Origin of the sequence: Microbispora sp. KK1-11 (assembly GCF_006874435.1) — a bacterium.
GTDB classification, from domain to species: domain Bacteria; phylum Actinomycetota; class Actinomycetes; order Streptosporangiales; family Streptosporangiaceae; genus Microbispora; species Microbispora catharanthi.
The window spans coordinates 154,120-168,742 of the sequence record NZ_VIRJ01000011.1 but is presented as its reverse complement, the minus strand read 5'-3'; the positions used below and the strand labels follow the sequence as shown (position 1 = coordinate 168,742).

The 14,623-nt window shown below is 72.1% G+C and carries 14 protein-coding genes and 2 tRNA genes; 3 read left to right on the top strand and 13 right to left on the bottom strand.

Annotated features, from left to right (window positions below; all coding sequences use genetic code 11):
- Positions 1–30: 30 nt before the first annotated feature.
- Positions 31–1,458, bottom strand: coding sequence for an aldehyde dehydrogenase family protein (locus tag FLW16_RS18135; RefSeq protein ID WP_142561273.1), 1,428 nt, complete (start codon positions 1,456–1,458; stop codon positions 31–33).
- 15 nt (positions 1,459–1,473) lie between these two features.
- Positions 1,474–2,412: a deoxyribose-phosphate aldolase gene (gene deoC / locus FLW16_RS18130; protein WP_142561272.1), complete on the bottom strand. Its 939-nt coding sequence runs from the start codon at positions 2,410–2,412 to the stop codon at positions 1,474–1,476.
- Positions 2,413–2,619: 207 nt separating this feature from the next.
- Between deoC and FLW16_RS43745 the strand changes: the two genes are divergently transcribed.
- Together FLW16_RS43745 and FLW16_RS45950 are read left to right on the top strand one after the other, a co-directional pair.
- The gene (locus FLW16_RS43745; RefSeq protein ID WP_185949478.1) at positions 2,620–2,787 is read left to right on the top strand and encodes a hypothetical protein; all 168 of its coding nucleotides are present in this window, start codon (positions 2,620–2,622) and stop codon (positions 2,785–2,787) included.
- Between the two features lie 132 nt (positions 2,788–2,919).
- Positions 2,920–5,799, top strand: coding sequence for an AAA family ATPase (locus FLW16_RS45950; RefSeq protein WP_312847143.1), 2,880 nt, complete (start codon positions 2,920–2,922; stop codon positions 5,797–5,799).
- A gap of 41 nt (positions 5,800–5,840) precedes the next feature.
- Here the strand turns inward: FLW16_RS45950 and FLW16_RS18120 are convergent, their stop codons facing one another.
- The 10 genes from FLW16_RS18120 to FLW16_RS18075 form a co-directional block, all read right to left on the bottom strand.
- Entirely contained in the window at positions 5,841–6,410 is a 570-nt protein-coding gene (locus tag FLW16_RS18120) for a TMEM165/GDT1 family protein (RefSeq protein ID WP_142561270.1), read from the bottom strand.
- Positions 6,411–6,621: 211 nt separating this feature from the next.
- Positions 6,622–7,671 carry a UDP-N-acetylmuramate dehydrogenase gene (locus tag FLW16_RS18115; protein ID WP_142561269.1) on the bottom strand — a complete coding sequence of 350 codons (1,050 nt, stop codon included), beginning with the start codon at positions 7,669–7,671 and terminating at the stop codon, positions 6,622–6,624.
- Positions 7,672–7,711: 40 nt separating this feature from the next.
- Positions 7,712–8,065, bottom strand: a complete 354-nt coding sequence (locus tag FLW16_RS18110) for a hypothetical protein (RefSeq protein WP_142561268.1) — start codon at positions 8,063–8,065, stop codon at positions 7,712–7,714.
- Positions 8,066–8,136: 71 nt separating this feature from the next.
- Complete coding sequence (locus FLW16_RS18105) at positions 8,137–8,565, bottom strand: MaoC family dehydratase (RefSeq protein ID WP_142561267.1); 429 nt, start codon at positions 8,563–8,565, stop codon at positions 8,137–8,139.
- A gap of 2 nt (positions 8,566–8,567) precedes the next feature.
- A complete protein-coding gene (locus FLW16_RS18100) occupies positions 8,568–9,017 on the bottom strand; it encodes a MaoC family dehydratase N-terminal domain-containing protein (protein ID WP_139579907.1) in 450 nt (149 codons plus the stop codon).
- Between the two features lie 147 nt (positions 9,018–9,164).
- Complete coding sequence (rpmG, locus tag FLW16_RS18095) at positions 9,165–9,329, bottom strand: 50S ribosomal protein L33 (RefSeq protein WP_030510782.1); 165 nt, start codon at positions 9,327–9,329, stop codon at positions 9,165–9,167.
- A gap of 79 nt (positions 9,330–9,408) precedes the next feature.
- Positions 9,409–9,482: transfer RNA gene (locus FLW16_RS18090), tRNA-Met, on the bottom strand.
- Between the two features lie 181 nt (positions 9,483–9,663).
- Positions 9,664–9,736: transfer RNA gene (locus FLW16_RS18085), tRNA-Thr, on the bottom strand.
- A 104-nt stretch (positions 9,737–9,840) separates the two neighbouring features.
- Positions 9,841–10,284 (bottom strand): hypothetical protein, encoded by a 444-nt coding sequence (locus tag FLW16_RS18080; RefSeq protein WP_142561266.1) that lies wholly within the window; start codon positions 10,282–10,284, stop codon positions 9,841–9,843.
- A 59-nt stretch (positions 10,285–10,343) separates the two neighbouring features.
- Positions 10,344–10,553 carry a transposase gene (locus FLW16_RS18075; RefSeq protein ID WP_142561265.1) on the bottom strand — a complete coding sequence of 70 codons (210 nt, stop codon included), beginning with the start codon at positions 10,551–10,553 and terminating at the stop codon, positions 10,344–10,346.
- A gap of 145 nt (positions 10,554–10,698) precedes the next feature.
- Between FLW16_RS18075 and FLW16_RS18070 the strand changes: the two genes are divergently transcribed.
- Complete coding sequence (locus tag FLW16_RS18070) at positions 10,699–11,319, top strand: hemerythrin domain-containing protein (protein ID WP_139579904.1); 621 nt, start codon at positions 10,699–10,701, stop codon at positions 11,317–11,319.
- Here FLW16_RS18070 and FLW16_RS18065 read toward each other — a convergent pair.
- On the bottom strand, positions 11,300–14,605 hold the full coding sequence (locus FLW16_RS18065; RefSeq protein ID WP_260615366.1) for a BTAD domain-containing putative transcriptional regulator: 3,306 nt from the start codon (positions 14,603–14,605) through the stop codon (positions 11,300–11,302). The genes FLW16_RS18070 and FLW16_RS18065 overlap by 20 nt on opposite strands.
- Positions 14,606–14,623 lie beyond the last annotated feature (18 nt).

Genomic DNA, 14,623 nt, shown 5'->3' with positions numbered 1-14,623 from the left:
GACCGGCCGGACGGGCGGCCGGAGGAATGATCACACCGCAAGGTAGGCCTCCAGACCGTGCCGCCCACCCTCGCGGCCGTAGCCCGACTCCTTGTAGCCGCCGAACGGCGAGGTCGGATCGAACCGGTTGAACGTGTTGGACCAGACGACGCCGGCCCGCAGCCGGGACGCCGTCCACAGCATGAGCGAGCCCTTCTCGGTCCACACGCCCGCCGACAGCCCGTACGGCGTGTTGTTGGCCTTCTCCACCGCCTCGGCGGGGGTGCGGAAGGTCAGCACCGACAGCACCGGCCCGAAGATCTCCTCCCGGGCGATCCGGTGCGACTGGGCCACACCGGTGAAGACGGTGGGCGGGAACCAGTAGCCGCGATCGGGAATCGGGCAGGCGGGCGACCACCGCTCGGCTCCCTCGGCCTCGCCGGCCTCCGACAGCTCGCGGATCTTGGCGAGCTGCTCGGCCGAGTTGATCGCGCCGATGTCGGTGTTCTTGTCCAGCGGGTCGCCGAGCCTCAGCGTGCCGAGGCGCCGCTTGAGCGCCTCCAGCAGGTCGGCGGCGATCGACTCCTGCACCAGCAGCCGGGACCCTGCGCAGCAGACGTGGCCCTGGTTGAAGAAGATGCCGTTGACGATGCCCTCGACGGCCTGGTCCAGCGGCGCGTCCTCGAACACGATGTTGGCGGCCTTGCCGCCGAGCTCCAGCGTGAGCTTCTTGCGGGTCCCCGCGAGGCTCCTGGCGATGAGGCGGCCGACCTCGGTCGAGCCGGTGAAGGCGACCTTGTCCACACCGGGGTGATTGACGAGCGCGGCGCCCGTCTCGCCCGCGCCGGTGACGATGTTCACGACCCCCGGCGGCAGGTCGGCCTGGCGGCAGATGTCGGCGAACGCCAGCGCGGTCAGCGGCGTGGTCTCGGCCGGCTTGAGCACGACCGTGTTGCCGCAGGCCAGCGCGGGCGCGATCTTCCAGGCCAGCATGAGCAGCGGGAAGTTCCACGGGATGACCTGACCGGCCACGCCCAGCGGACGCGGGTCGGGCCCGAACCCGGCGTACGACAGCTTGTCGGCCCAGCCGGCGTAGTAGAAGAAGTGGGCGGCGACCAGCGGGAGGTCCACGTCGCGGGACTCCCTGATCGGCTTGCCGTTGTCGAGCGTCTCCAGGACGGCCAGCTCACGCGCCCGTTCCTGGATGATCCGGGCGATCCGGAACAGGTACTTGGCCCGCTCCGCGCCCGGCATGGCCGACCACACGGGGAACGCCTTGGCCGCGGCCTGGACCGCGCGGTCGACGTCGGCCTCCCCCGCCCACGCGACCTCCGCGAGCACCTCCTCGGTGGCCGGGTTGACGGTCTTGTGGCGTTCCTCGCCCTGCGGCTCGACCCACTCGCCGTTGATGAACAGGCCGTACGACGGCCGGATGTCGACGATGTCCCGCGACTCGGGCGCGGGTGCGTATTCGAACATGCCTCAGTCCAGCCCTCAGTCCAGCGTGAAGTAGTCGGGACCGGCGTACCGGCCGGTGGCCATCTTCTGCCGCTGCATGAGCAGGTCGTTCAGCAGCGAGGAGGCGCCGAGGCGGAACCAGTCGGCGTGCAGCCAGTCGGGCCCGGCGGTCTCGTTGACCAGCACCAGATACTTGATCGCGTCCTTGGTGGTGCGGATGCCGCCCGCGGGCTTCACGCCCACCTTGCGGCCGGTCGCGGCGAGGAAGTCGCGCACGGCCTCCAGCATGACGAGCGTCACCGGGAGCGTCGCGGCCGGCGACACCTTGCCGGTCGATGTCTTGATGAAGTCCGCCCCGGCGATCATCGCCAGCCAGGAGGCCCGCCGCACGTTGTCGTACGTCGCGAGCTCGCCGGTCTCCAGGATCACCTTCAGATGCGCGTCGGCACAGGCTTCCTTGGTGGCGACGATCTCCTCGTACACCTTGAGGTAGTCGCCGGCGAGGAACGCGCCGCGGTCGATGACCATGTCGATCTCGGATGCTCCGGCGGCGACGGCGAGGGACGTCTCGGCGACCTTCACCTCCAGGGAGGACCGGCCGCTGGGGAACGACGTGGCGACGGACGCCACCTTCACGCCGGACCCGCCCAGCGCCTCGACGGCGGTCGCCACCAGGTCGGGGTACACGCAGACGGCGGCGACCGGCGGCACCGACGCGTCGGTGGGGTCGGGCCGCACCGCCTTGGCGCACATCGCCCTGACCTTGCCGGGGGTGTCCGCGCCTTCCAGGGTGGTGAGGTCGACCATTCCGATGGCCAGGTCGATGGCCTGTTTCTTGGCGGTCGTCTTGATGGATCGCGTGCCCAGCATCGCGGCCCGGGCGTCCGCCCCGACCCTGTCGACCCCGGGAAGGCCGTGCAGGAACGCCCGCAGCGTCGAGGGTGAGGAGGCGACCTCCGCGAGCGGAGTAGTCATAGTTGGCACGACACCAGCATCCCCGACCACGAGGAATGATTCCAAACCCGGGGATCCCGGCGTTCCTAAGGCATCGCCTTAGCCGCCTTAGAAGTCCTATGCCGCAAGGCCCGGCCAGAGATAGGGCATCCGCCCGATGTGCCGCACCACGCCTTAGACCGAACCTTGAGGAGTACGGAAAGAGATCCGAAACAAGGAGACACCGCGATGGGTCCCGAACTGCAGTACCAGGTAATGATCAGCCGGGCGACCGACCTTCAGGAGGAGGCCGCCGACCACCGCCTCGCCCGGCAGGCGCAGGCGGGCAGGAAGGCTCAGCAGCGGTCCGGCCAGCGCCGGCTGCGTGCGGCCTTCGGCAAGCTCCGCCTCTCATGAAACGCGCACGAAGGCCCGGCCGGACCCTCCCTCCCGGCCGGGCCTTTCAGCCGCCGTGAGTCCCACAGGCCACATAGGTCTGACCGGAAAACCAGGCGAAGCCATACAAAGGGTCATGACATGCTTGACGACATGACACGCCGGGCGGTGAGCCCCGTTTTCGTCGGGCGGGGCGCGGAGCTGGAAACCCTGGGCGAGGCCTACGACCAGGCCCGCAAGCAGGCCACCGCGGCGGTGCTCATCGGCGGTGAGGCGGGCGTGGGGAAGACCCGCCTCGCCGGCCGGTTCGCCGAGCAGGCCGCACAGGACGGCGCCCACGTGCTCGTCGGGGGCTGCGTGGAGCTGTCCGCCGAGGGCCTGGCCTACGCGCCGTTCACCGCCGCGCTGCGGCAGCTCGTCCGGGAGTGCGGCGCGGCCGAGGTCGCCGCCCTGCTGCCCGACGGCGCCGCCCGCGACCTGGCCAGGCTGCTGCCCGAGTTCGGCGAGCCGAGTGGCGACGGGGAGACCGAGTCGGCCCGCGCCCGGCTGTTCGAGCTGATCCTCGCCCTGCTCGAGCGCCTCGCCGAGCGGCGGCCGGTGGTGCTCGTCATCGAGGACATCCACTGGGCCGACCGCTCCAGCCGGGACCTCATCGCCTTCCTCAGCCGCAACCTCAAGTCGGCTCCCGTCCTGATGGTCATGACGTACCGCTCGGACGAGCTGCACCGCACCCATCCCCTGCGGCCGGTGCTGGCCGAGCTGGGGCGGGTCGACGGCGTGGTGCGGGTGGACCTGCCCCGCTTCACCCAGGACGAGGTCGCCGCGCAGATGGCCGGGATTCTCGGGGTGACCCCCGAGTTCGCCAAGGTGGACCGGGTCTTCGACCGCAGCGGCGGCATCCCGCTGTTCGTGGAGGCGCTGCTCGACTGCGGCGACGAGTGCTCGTTCCCCGACTCGCTGCACGACCTGATCATCGGCTCGGTGGAGCGGCTGCCCGAGGAGACCCAGCGGGTGCTCAGAATCGCCGCCGCCGGGGGCGTACGCGTCGGGCACGCCCTGCTCGCGGCGGTCAGCGGCCTGTCCGACGTGGACCTGGAGAACGCGCTGCGGCCGGCCATCGCGGCCAACGTGCTGCAGGTGGCCGACGGCGGGGCGTACGCGTTCCGGCACGCGCTCATCCGCGAGGCGGTCCACGACGAGCTGCTGCCCGGCGAGCACGCGCGGATGCACGCGCGGTACGCCGAGGAGATCGACCGCGACCGCGCCCTGGTGCCCCCGGGCCGGGCGGCCATCGAGATCGCCCACCACTGGTACTCCGCCCGCGACGACCTGTGGGCGTTGATCTCGGCGTGGGAGGCGGCCGAGAAGGCGGCCAAGTCGTTCGCCTACACCGAGCAGATCCAGCTCCTCGAACGCGTGCTGACGCTGTGGGACAAGGTCCCCGACGCCGCCGAGCGCATCGGCTACGACCACTGCACGGTGCTGGAGCGCGCCTCGGAGGCGGCCTTCCTCAGCGGCGAGATGGAGCAGAGCCAGAAGTACGTGCGGGGCGCGCTGGCCGAGCTGGACGAGCGGACCTCCCCCGAGCGGGTGGCCGAACTGCTGGTCCGCATGGCCAACGTCAAGGCGCACAAGGGCAGGCCGGGAAGCCTGGAGTACCTGTGGCGCGCCGAGCGGCTGGTCCCGCAGCCGGGCGACGTCCGCGCGCTCGTGCTGACCCGGCTGGGCCAGGCGCTGATGTGCTCCGACGGGGTCGCCGAGGGGACCGCGCTCACCGAGGAGGCGCTGCGCATCGCCCGCGAGATGGGCGACGAGGTGCAGGAGGCCGACCTCCTGATCAACCTCGCGCTCGGACATTCCATCAACGGCGACCTGGAGACCACGTTCGCGACCAACGAGCAGGCGCTGGCGATGGGCACCCGCCTGAACTCGCCCCGTATCATCCTGCGCGCTTTGGCGAACAACGTCGACGCTCTCGACAACCTCGGCCGTTCGGAGGAGGCCGTGGCGCTCGCGCTCGAGGGTGAGAAGCTCGCCCGGCGGTACGGCAGGTTCCGCCACCAGGGCACGTTCATCGCCAACAACCGGGCGGAGGCGCTGGAGTCACTCGGCCGGTGGGACGAGGCCGTCGAGATCATCGAGCGGTCCCTGACGATGGGACCGACCCTGCGCAACCGGTGGCACATGCTGCGCGTCCGCGCGGACATCGCCATCGCGCGCGGCGAGGAGGACTTGGCGCAGGACATCCTCACCGAGGTCGGCGCCTTCTCCCCGCACCGGGACGAGCAGACGCAGGAGTGGACGAACAACGCCCGCCTGCGTCTCGCGTGGCACCTGCTGCGCGGTGAGCCGCTGGCGGCCCTCGACGTGCTGGAGGCGGCGCTTGACGACCCGCCGCTGGCCCGCAAGGCCATGCTCGCCGGGCGGCTGCTCGCGTCCGTCCGGTACGTCTGCGACGCGGCGGCTCCGGTCGCCCCCGACCGGGTGGCGCATGTGCGGGAGCTGGGCGACCGTCTGGCCGTCAAGTTGGGCGACGGGCCGGTGAACGAGGCGTTCGGTCTGGTCTACCGGGGCGAGTTCGACGCCGCGGCCGAGGCGTGGCGGCGGCTGGGCCGTCCGTACGTCCAGGCCAAGGCGCTGCTCCACGGCGCCATGGCCGCCGCCGCGAGCGGCGACCGCGAGGGGGCCTCGGCGCGCCTGCGCGAGGCCTGCCCGCTCGCGGTCGCGTTGCGCGCCACCCCTCTGGTCACCCAGATCGAGACGCTGGCCCGCCGCGTCGGCTCTCCCCTATCCCGATCGACGCAGTCCGACGCCACGCCGTCCGAGCCCGTACGGCAGGCCGACCTGACCCCCCGCGAGCTGGAGGTGCTGCGCCTGGTGGCGGCCGGGCGCAGCAACCGGGACATCGCGGCCGAGCTGTTCATCTCGGCCAAGACCGTCAGCGTGCACGTGTCGAACATCCTGCCCAAGCTGGGCGTGTCGACCCGGGGCGAGGCGGCCGCCGCGGCCCACCGCCTGTCTCTCCTCGATTAGGCGAACGAGAGTCAGGCGAACGAGAGTCAGGCCAACGAGAGTCAGGCCAGCAGGGGCTCGGCCAGCAGCAGCACGCCGAAGACGGCGAACGCGGCGGCCGCGCCATACTTGATCCACTTCTCCGGCAGGCGCGAGCCGAGGAACCGGCCGACCAGGATGGCCAGCGCGTCGGCGGCGACCATGCCCACGGTCGAGCCGACCCACGTGCCGAACCAGCCGTGCTGGGTGGCCAGCGTGATGGTGGCGAGCATGGTCTTGTCGCCCAGCTCGCTGAGGAAGAACGCCACGGCGACGGCGATGAACGCGTTGCGGGTGGTCCGGGCGGCCTTGCCCTTCTCCTCCTCGGTGAGCTCGTCGCCGCGCAGCGTCCACGCCGCGAAGGCGAGGAACGCGAGGCCCGCGATGATCGAGATGGCGGTGGTGGGGAGGGCGTCGCCGACGACCCTGCCGACGCCGACGCTGACGAGGTGGACGAGCGCGGTCGCGACGGTGATGCCGGCCAGCACCGGCGCCGTCTTGAACCGGGTCGCGAAGGTCAGGGCCATGAGCTGGCTCTTGTCGCCCAGCTCTGCGACGAAGATGACGACGAGGGAGATCCAGAGGGCTTGCACGGGGTCGCCTTCCTACAGGGGGTGCGACCGGGCCGCCGTACGACACCCGGGGAGTTCGGGCACGACTTCGGCCCGGCAGCATGTGATCATGACTGTCGGGCCGAAGGTCTCGTCCGCCACGAGGGCTCCACGACCGGGCGGACGAACCGCCAGTGTGTCGATCAGTGGATTTCGGACTACTCCCCTTCGGTGTCGTCCCAGTTTAACCGAGCTAAAGACTTACTCCCACCAGCACGGGTTCGTTGACGAGCCACACCCCGAACTTCTCGTGCACGCCGTCGCGCACCTCGCGGGCCAGCGCCAGCAGCTCGGCCGCGCCCGCCTCGCCGGAGGGGTTGGTGAGGGCCAGCGTGTGCTTGGTCGAGATGCGGACCCGGCCCCTCTCGTAGCCCTTGGGGAACCCGGCGTTCTCGATCAGCCACGCCGCCGGGATCTTGACCGTGCCGTCGGGCATGTCCCAGCGCGGATGGCCGGGGGCCCGCAGGGCCAGGGCCGCCGCCTCCTCCGGGCTCAGCACGGGGTTGGTGAAGAACGACCCGGCGCTGCGCGTGTCCGGGTCGTCGGGGTCGAGCACCATGCCCTTGCTCCGCCGCAGCTCCAGCACCGCCTCACGCGCGTCGGCCAGCGGCACCCGGGCGCCGATCTCCACGCCGAGGCGCACGGCCAGCTCCTTGTAGGCCACCGGCCCCGACAGCGGGGAGCGCTCCAGGGCGTAGGTGACGGCCAGCACCATGTGCCGGCCGGGGTCGTGCTTGAACGCGCTGTGCCGGTAGGCGAAGCCGCACTCGGCCGCCGTGAGGTCCCCCACCTCGCCGGTCTTCCGGTCGTACACACGGACGGCGGCGACGGTCTGCGAGACGTCCTGCCCGTACGCGCCGACGTTCTGGATCGGGGTGGAGCCCACCAGCCCGGGTATGCCCGAGAGGCACTCGACGCCCGACCAGCCCTCGGCCACGCAGCGGGCGACCAGGGCGTCCCAGTCCTCCCCCGCCTGCACGGTGACCAGCGCGCGCCCGTCCTCGACCGTGACGTCGACGCCCCGGGTGGCGACCCGCACCACGAGCCCGTCGAACCCGTCGTCGGACACCACGAGGTTGCTGCCGCCGCCGAGCACCAGCACGGGCTCACCGTCACGGTCGGCCTCGGCCACGGCCGCGACCAGCTCGTCCTGCTCCTGCGCCTGCGTGAACGCCCGGGCCGGGCCGCCCGTCCGCATAGTGGTGTACGGGGCGAGCGGCACCCCTGCCAACCGGTCAGCCATCGGTCTCCTCGCACCCGGAACATCCCGACGAACAGGATAGCTATTCCCGGTGCTCGCGCTCCGCCTCGGCGATCGACTCGTCGACCCTCGACGTGGCGGAACTGCCGTCCCACAGGAGCTGGGAGGCGACCACCGACGGCTCGCCCGAGGGGGTCAGCGCGGTCTCGATCGTCCCGCCGGGAGCGACGTCCCGCTTGACCTCGGTGATCTCTTCCGGGCCCGCGGCTTCGGCGGCCTCCCTGGCGTTCTGCGCCCGCGGGCGCGGCAGCGCGCCGCCGTGCGCGTCGCCGGCCTTGCCGGGGTCCTGGGTCTCCGCGGCGACGCCGGCCACGTCGCCGTGCTCCCGCTGGGTGGTGACCGGCTCGTTCTTCGCTTCGATGTCTCGCTCGCTCACGATCCGACCGCTACCCAGCACCGCCACGGCCAATCGGGCCGGCCAGGAGAGGCCGGCCAGGAGGGGGTGCCTCAGGAGAGCTGGACCACCGCGCGGGCCTTGGACAGGACGCGGGCGTCGCCGGATCTCGCGGTCAGCGCCACGACGACGCGCTTGTCCTCGCGCTTGTCCTCGACGACCCCGCTGATCGTGATCGTCGCGCCGTTGTCGTCGTCCGGCACCACGACCATGGAGGAGAACCGGACGCCGTACTCCACCACCGCGCCGGGGTCGCCCGCCCAGTCCGTCACGAACCGGCCGCCCTGCGCCATCGTGTACATGCCGTGCGCGATGACGTCGGGCAGGCCGACCGCCTTCGCGTACCGCTCGTTCCAGTGGATGGGGTTGAAGTCGCCCGACGCGCCGGCGTACCTCACCAGGTCCACCCGGCGGACCCGGTATTCGACGGCCGGGATCTCCTGGCCGGTCTCCACCTCGTCGTACTTGACCGTCGCCGCCATGATCAGGCCGCCCCTCCCCGCTCCACGATGATGTTGTACGTCCGGCAGACCAGCTCACCCGAGGTGGTCGAGACGTCGCTGCGCAGGGTCAGGAACTCGTTGCGGCCGACGCTGCGGATCTCCGCGACGGTCGAGGTGCACACCAGCTCGTCGCCCGCGTGGATGGGCCGCTCGTACTCGAACCGCTGCTCGCCGTGCACGACCATCGCGAAGTTGAGCCCGAGGTCGGGGTCGGCGAGCGCGTCACCGGTCCCGAAAAGGCTGAACACGATGGGGAACGTGGGCGGCGCGACGACGTCCGGGTGCCCGGCCGCCACGGCGGCCCGCCTGTCGTGGTAGATCGGGTTGGAGTCGCCGATCGCGGTGGCGAACTCGCTGATCTTCACACGGCTGACCTCGTAGGGCGCGGACGACTCGTACGTCCGCCCGACGAAATCGCGGTTCAAAGGCATCGGGCCGGGCTCCTTCTGATGAGCAGGGTGAGCCGTACCGTAACAGACTCACGCCGGCGAACACGGGCCCACATCGCTCCGGACACGACAAACCGGCGCCCCCGCAGGGAACGCCGGTGTCGGAAGTGCGTGCGGTCCGCGCCGTAACTAGCGGGTCTCGCGGTGCGCCCGGTGCGTCTTGCAGTTGGGGCAGTACTTCTTCAGCTCAAGCCGATCCGGGTCGTTGCGCCGGTTCTTCCGCGTGATGTAGTTACGGTGCTTGCACTCCTGGCAGGCCAGCGTGATCTTCGGCCTAACGTCTGCGGCAGCCACGTGGGAGTGCCTTTCTGCGTTCGGGACTACTGGACAACCCACACCAGGGTCCCCTTGTTCAGGTGACCCGGCAGGGTAGTAGCGGAGGCCGGACTTGAACCGGCGACACAGCGATTATGAGCCGCTTGCTCTGCCTGACTGAGCTACTCCGCCTCGACCGGAAACTGGATCCGGCCACGCAAGGATACCCGACCTGTACGGCTATTCGCGCATCGGGATCAGCCATGATCGAGATCGGTCTTCCGATGAGAATGCGAGGCATCCCCACCAAGCCGAAAGCCCCACCCCGCAGCGCTCAGTCAGAAACACTGCTTGGATAGGACTTTCCGGCTAGAGCCCCCAAACGGAATCGAACCGTTGACCTTCTCCTTACCATGGAGACGCTCTGCCGACTGAGCTATAGGGGCGGGTCCGCCTGCCGCTCTCGCGCTGCGGACAGGTGTAACCATACACGGCCACGGCGGTGTGCGCGAATTCGAATCTCCCTCCGGCGCGCGGCTCAGGGCACGGCTCAGGGCGTCGGCAGCACCCCGGACAGGTCGGCCTCGGGACGGTGCCGGAGGGGCACGTCGGCCGTGATCGCGTACCGGCTGAAGTACCCCTTCCCCTTGACCGGGATCACGCTGCTCAGCGTCACCGTGGCGGCGTACGGCGCGTCCACGCACTCGGGCAGGCACCACGTGCCGCTGAGCTTGCCCGCGCCGGTCGCCCGGGTCGGCCCCCAGGTCCGCCAGGTGACCCCGCTCATCGTGCTGAACTCCGAGAGCACGAGGTTCGCCGGGCGCTGCTCGGCCCTGCCCCGCTCGGAGTTCTGGAGGTTGAGCACGTACACCGGCGTCTCTGCCGCGGGGCCCGCGGGCGCCGACGCGCAGCCGCCGGCGGCGACGCAGAGCACGGTGACGGTGACAGGCAGACAGACAGGCAGACAGACCGGCAGGCTGGCAGGCAGGCGCATCGATTCCCCCTCGGCACTCTGAGTGCCCAGGCCCCGCCGCTGTTACGCCTGTGAGCAGGCTATTTGACGGCCGTACGGGCGTCGCTGGCCCTGGCGGGCAGCGGGATCACCTCGCAGAGGTCGGCGAGGTCGACATACCGGGCGACCTCCTCGACCGAAAGACAGTCGGCGACGACCTGGCCGTTGCGCCGCACCCGCAGCACCTGACGGTCGCGGCGGTACGCGGGGACGATCTCGTATCCGTCCGGTCCCACCCATCGCCTGTCCATAGGGGAACAAGCTATCGGCTTTTCCCCATGTCTATCTCCCGTCCCATGGGAATCGTCTTAAGTAGGGTCTTAATCGACCCCAAGTGCCGGGCCGCACAGTGAGCGTGACGCACCACCGTTCTCCACGTTCACGAAGGGGCTTCCGATGTCCGACACCCCCAACCTGCTGGGCTTCCGCATCGCGCACCGGGCGATGCGCACCGACTCCCGGCGGCTCGCCGACGTCACCGCCGAGATCGCCGCGGGCCGGCAGCCGTGCGGCCCGGATCGCGCCGCCGCCATCCGCGAGTACGCGACCAAGCTGTGCCGCGGCATCCACCATCACCACAAGGCGGAGGACGACCACCTGTGGCCGCTGCTCGTCCGCTCTGCGGGCGCCGAGATAGACCTGAGCGAGCTGAGCGAGGACCACTCCGAGCTCGACCCGCTGCTCGAGGAGATCCAGGCGGTCGCGGGCGACCCGGCCGAGCTGGCCAAGCCGCTGCGCCGGCTGGCCGACCTGCTCGACGAGCACATCCAGGAGGAGGAGCGCACGATCTTCCCGATCATCATGCGGCACGTCTCCGGGAAGGACTGGGAGGTGATGGAGCAGCACGTCCGCAAGGGCGGCGACGTGCGCTTCGAGCTGCCCAGGATCGAGCAGCACGCGCGGCCGGAGGAGCTGGCGGAGCTGCGCAAGCTGGCCGGGCCCGTCCTGGTCGTCATGCTGGCGCTGATGCGCCGCGCCCACCTCCGCCGCGAGCGGCTCATCTTCGGTGCCGCGTGAGCGCCTGGCGGGCGGCCTCCTCCCAGTGGGGGGAGCCGACCTGCCGGGCGACCTCGGCGGCCCGCAGGTAGTGGACCTCGGCGTCGCCGGGCCGGCCCAGGAACGCCGCCAGGTCGCCGAGCGTGTGCGCGACCGGCCCGAGCGTGACCGAGCCCGAGTGCAGGCCGGCCAGCTCGCCGTCGGACGACAGCAGCAGGCGGTAGCACTCCTCGGCCGCCGCCCGGTCGCCGAGCGCGATCGCGTTGTCCGCACGCAGAGACATGAACACGAGCCAGTAGTAGTCCTGGCGGGGAACCCGCGCGGAGGCCCACACCGCGCGGGCCTCCTCCAGGCGGCCGGCCCCGGCGAGCGCCCGCGTGTACAGCTCGGCCACGTCCTGCGGCAGGCGTTCCCACAGGGCGGCGAGTTCCTCCACCGACTCGTGGACCTGCCCCGCGGCCAGCTTGACCACGAAGCGGCCGACCGTCCCCACCATCGCGCCGTTGGCGTCACCGGTGCGGGCCAGCCGCTCCCCGAGCTGCGTGTAGACGCTCTCGGCCCGCTCGAACTCGCCCCTGACCAGCAGGTGCAGGGCGTCGAGGAAGGCGAGGATGCCGAGGGCCAGGCCGAGCTGGCCGCTCGTCGACAGCTCCATGGCCTTGTCGGCGTGCCGGCGGGCCGTGGTCCAGTCGTTGCGGCTGAGCGCGACCATGAGCAGCGAGAAGTGGCCGAGCGTCTGGTAGCCGAGGAGCCCGGCGGCGGCCGAGGCGGCCAGCAGATCGTGCCCGAGCGTCTCCAGGTCGTCCCGCCTGTCCGGGGTCAGGCAGACCCAGTAGCGGCCGTTGAGCGCCATGCACCGCAGGCGGAGGTCGCCGAGCGCGTCCGCGATCGCCAGCGCCTCCGCGCTCGCCGCCTCGATGCGCTCCGCGTCGTGTCCTTCGAGTGCGTGGCAGAGGGCGACGAGCATCCGGCAGCGCAGCTCCCCCGCCTCCGCGGGCAGCGACTCCTCGATCGCCGCGACGAGATCGGCGTCGAGCGCGCGGCCGGGCTGGATGGTCCAGATGACCGGCGCGTCGAGCGATGACACCGCCCGCGCCACCGCGTCGCGATCCCCCGTCTGGCGGGCCACCGCGAGCGCCTTCGCCCGGTTGCGCACCGCTGTGATCACATCGCCCGCGTGCGACTGCGCCGACACCAGGCGGCACAGGAGGTCGAGGCGGACGTCCCGGGGCGCGTCGTCGGCCCCTCCGCTCACCAGGTCGAGCGCGCCCAGCGCGCCCTCCAGCAGCGCCGCCGCCTCCCTGTGCGCGTACAACGCGGTCGCCTGGCCGGCGGCCCGCGCCGCGTACTCGGCCGCTGTCAGGGCGGTCGCGGTGGTCGCGGCGGCGAGCGCGTGGTGCCCGAGCGCTCCCACGTCGCCGGGGCGCACCCGCTCGAGCGCCGCCAGGACCTTGCCGTGCATCCGCGTACGGCGCAGCCGCGGGATGTCCTCGTACAGCGTCTCGCGGACGAGCACGTGGGCGAACCGGACGCGGCCGGGGCGCGGCTCCTCCAGCAGACCGGACAGCACGCCCGCCTCCAGGCCGTCGAGCACGGTCTCCTCGTCGGCTCCCGGCATGGCGATCAGCACGTCCGCGTCGGCCTCCCGGCCGAGAACCGCGGCGTTGCGCAACGTCGTCCGGGCCGTCGCGGGCAGCCGGGCCAGACGCCTGCGGATGAGGTCGCGCACGCCGGGCGGCAGCGCGTGGGCCGCCGACGGGCCGTCCACCGCGAGCAACCGGGCCGTCTCGGTCACGAACAGCGGATTGCCTCCGCTCCGCTCGGTGATCGTGCGCACCGTGGCCTCGTCGACCTCCGTGCCGGAACGTTCGGCGAGCAGCCTGGCCACCTCGCGTTCGCCGAGGCCGCCCAGGGTGATGTTCTCCACCGCCTGCACGGCGAGCGCCGCCCCGGTGGCCGTGAGGTCGTCGCCTGCCTCGGCCGGCCGGTGCGTCAGCAGGACGAGGACCGGCGTCCGCGCCAGGCGGCCGGCCAGGTGGCGCAGGAGCTGGAGGGTCTCCTCGTCGGCCCGGTGCACGTCCTCCAGCACGATCAGCAGCGGTCCCGGCACGCCCTCCAGGTAGTCGCCGGCCGCCCGCGCCAGCCAGAACTGGCCCACGGGCGCGGCGTCGTCGGTCAGCAGGGGCGCCAGCCGGGCCGCGGTCCCGGGTTCGGGCGTGCAGGTCGCGGACAGCTCTCGCAGCACCTCGCTCCACGCCCACGCGGGCGGCACGCCGCCGGTCGTCTCGGGGCAGCGGCCGACCACGGTCTGCCAGCCGTCGGCCGTCAGGCGTCGCACGAGCGCGTCGGCCAGGGTGCTCTTGCCCGAGCCCGCCTCGCCGCCGAGCCAGGCGATGCGGAAACCGGCCCGGGCCCGCTCCGCCGCGGCGGCCAGCCGGGACAGCTCGGCCGTACGGCCGACCATGCGCGCGGGCTCTTGGGCGGGCTCCTGCGCGTGCGTCGGGGCGGGCGGCGGGGCGGGGACCACGCGCGCGGAAGCCGCCCGGGCCACCGGGGTCGCGTCGAGCGACCCGGCCTGCGCGAGGATGTCCGCCTCCAGCGCGCGCAGGGCGGGCCCGGGATCGACGCCGAGCTGGTCGGCGAGCAGGCCGCGCGTCCTGCGCAGGACCGCCAGCGCCTCCCCCTGCCGCCCCGCGCGGTAGTAGGCGAGCGCGAGCAGCCGTACGGCGTTCTCGCGCAGGGGATGGGCGGTGAGGTGGCGCTCCAGCTCGGGAACGACCTCGGCGTGGCGGCCGAGTGCGAGCCCGGCCTCGGCGCGATACTCCACGGCGACCGCCCGGAGCTCGTCCAGGTGGACCACCTCGGGGACGGCCCACTCCTCCTCGCCGAACTCCGCGTACGCCTGGCCGGTCCACAGCGCCAGCGCCTCGTCCACGACCTCGAGCGCCTGCGCGTGCCGCTCCTCGGTGAGCAGGCCGGCGGCGGACTCGACCAGCCGGGGGAAGCGCCAGGCGTCCACGTCGCCGGGCTCCAGCGCCAGCCGATAGCCGGGGGGAGCGCTGACCAGCACGCGGGCGGCGGCGCGGGGGGCGCGGCCCGGCTCCAGTGCCCGCCGCAGGTTGGAGACGTAGACCTGGAGCGCGCCCAGCGCGCGCGGCGGAGGCTGGCCCCTCCACAGGTCGTCGACGAACCGGTCGGTCGAGACCACGTGTCCCTGGGCGCAGACCAGCCGGGCCAGAACGGCGCGCTGGAGCGAGGTCCCGAGGTCCGCGGGGCGCCCGTCGACCTCCGCCGTGATCCGCCCCAAAACCCGGAGTTTTACCAT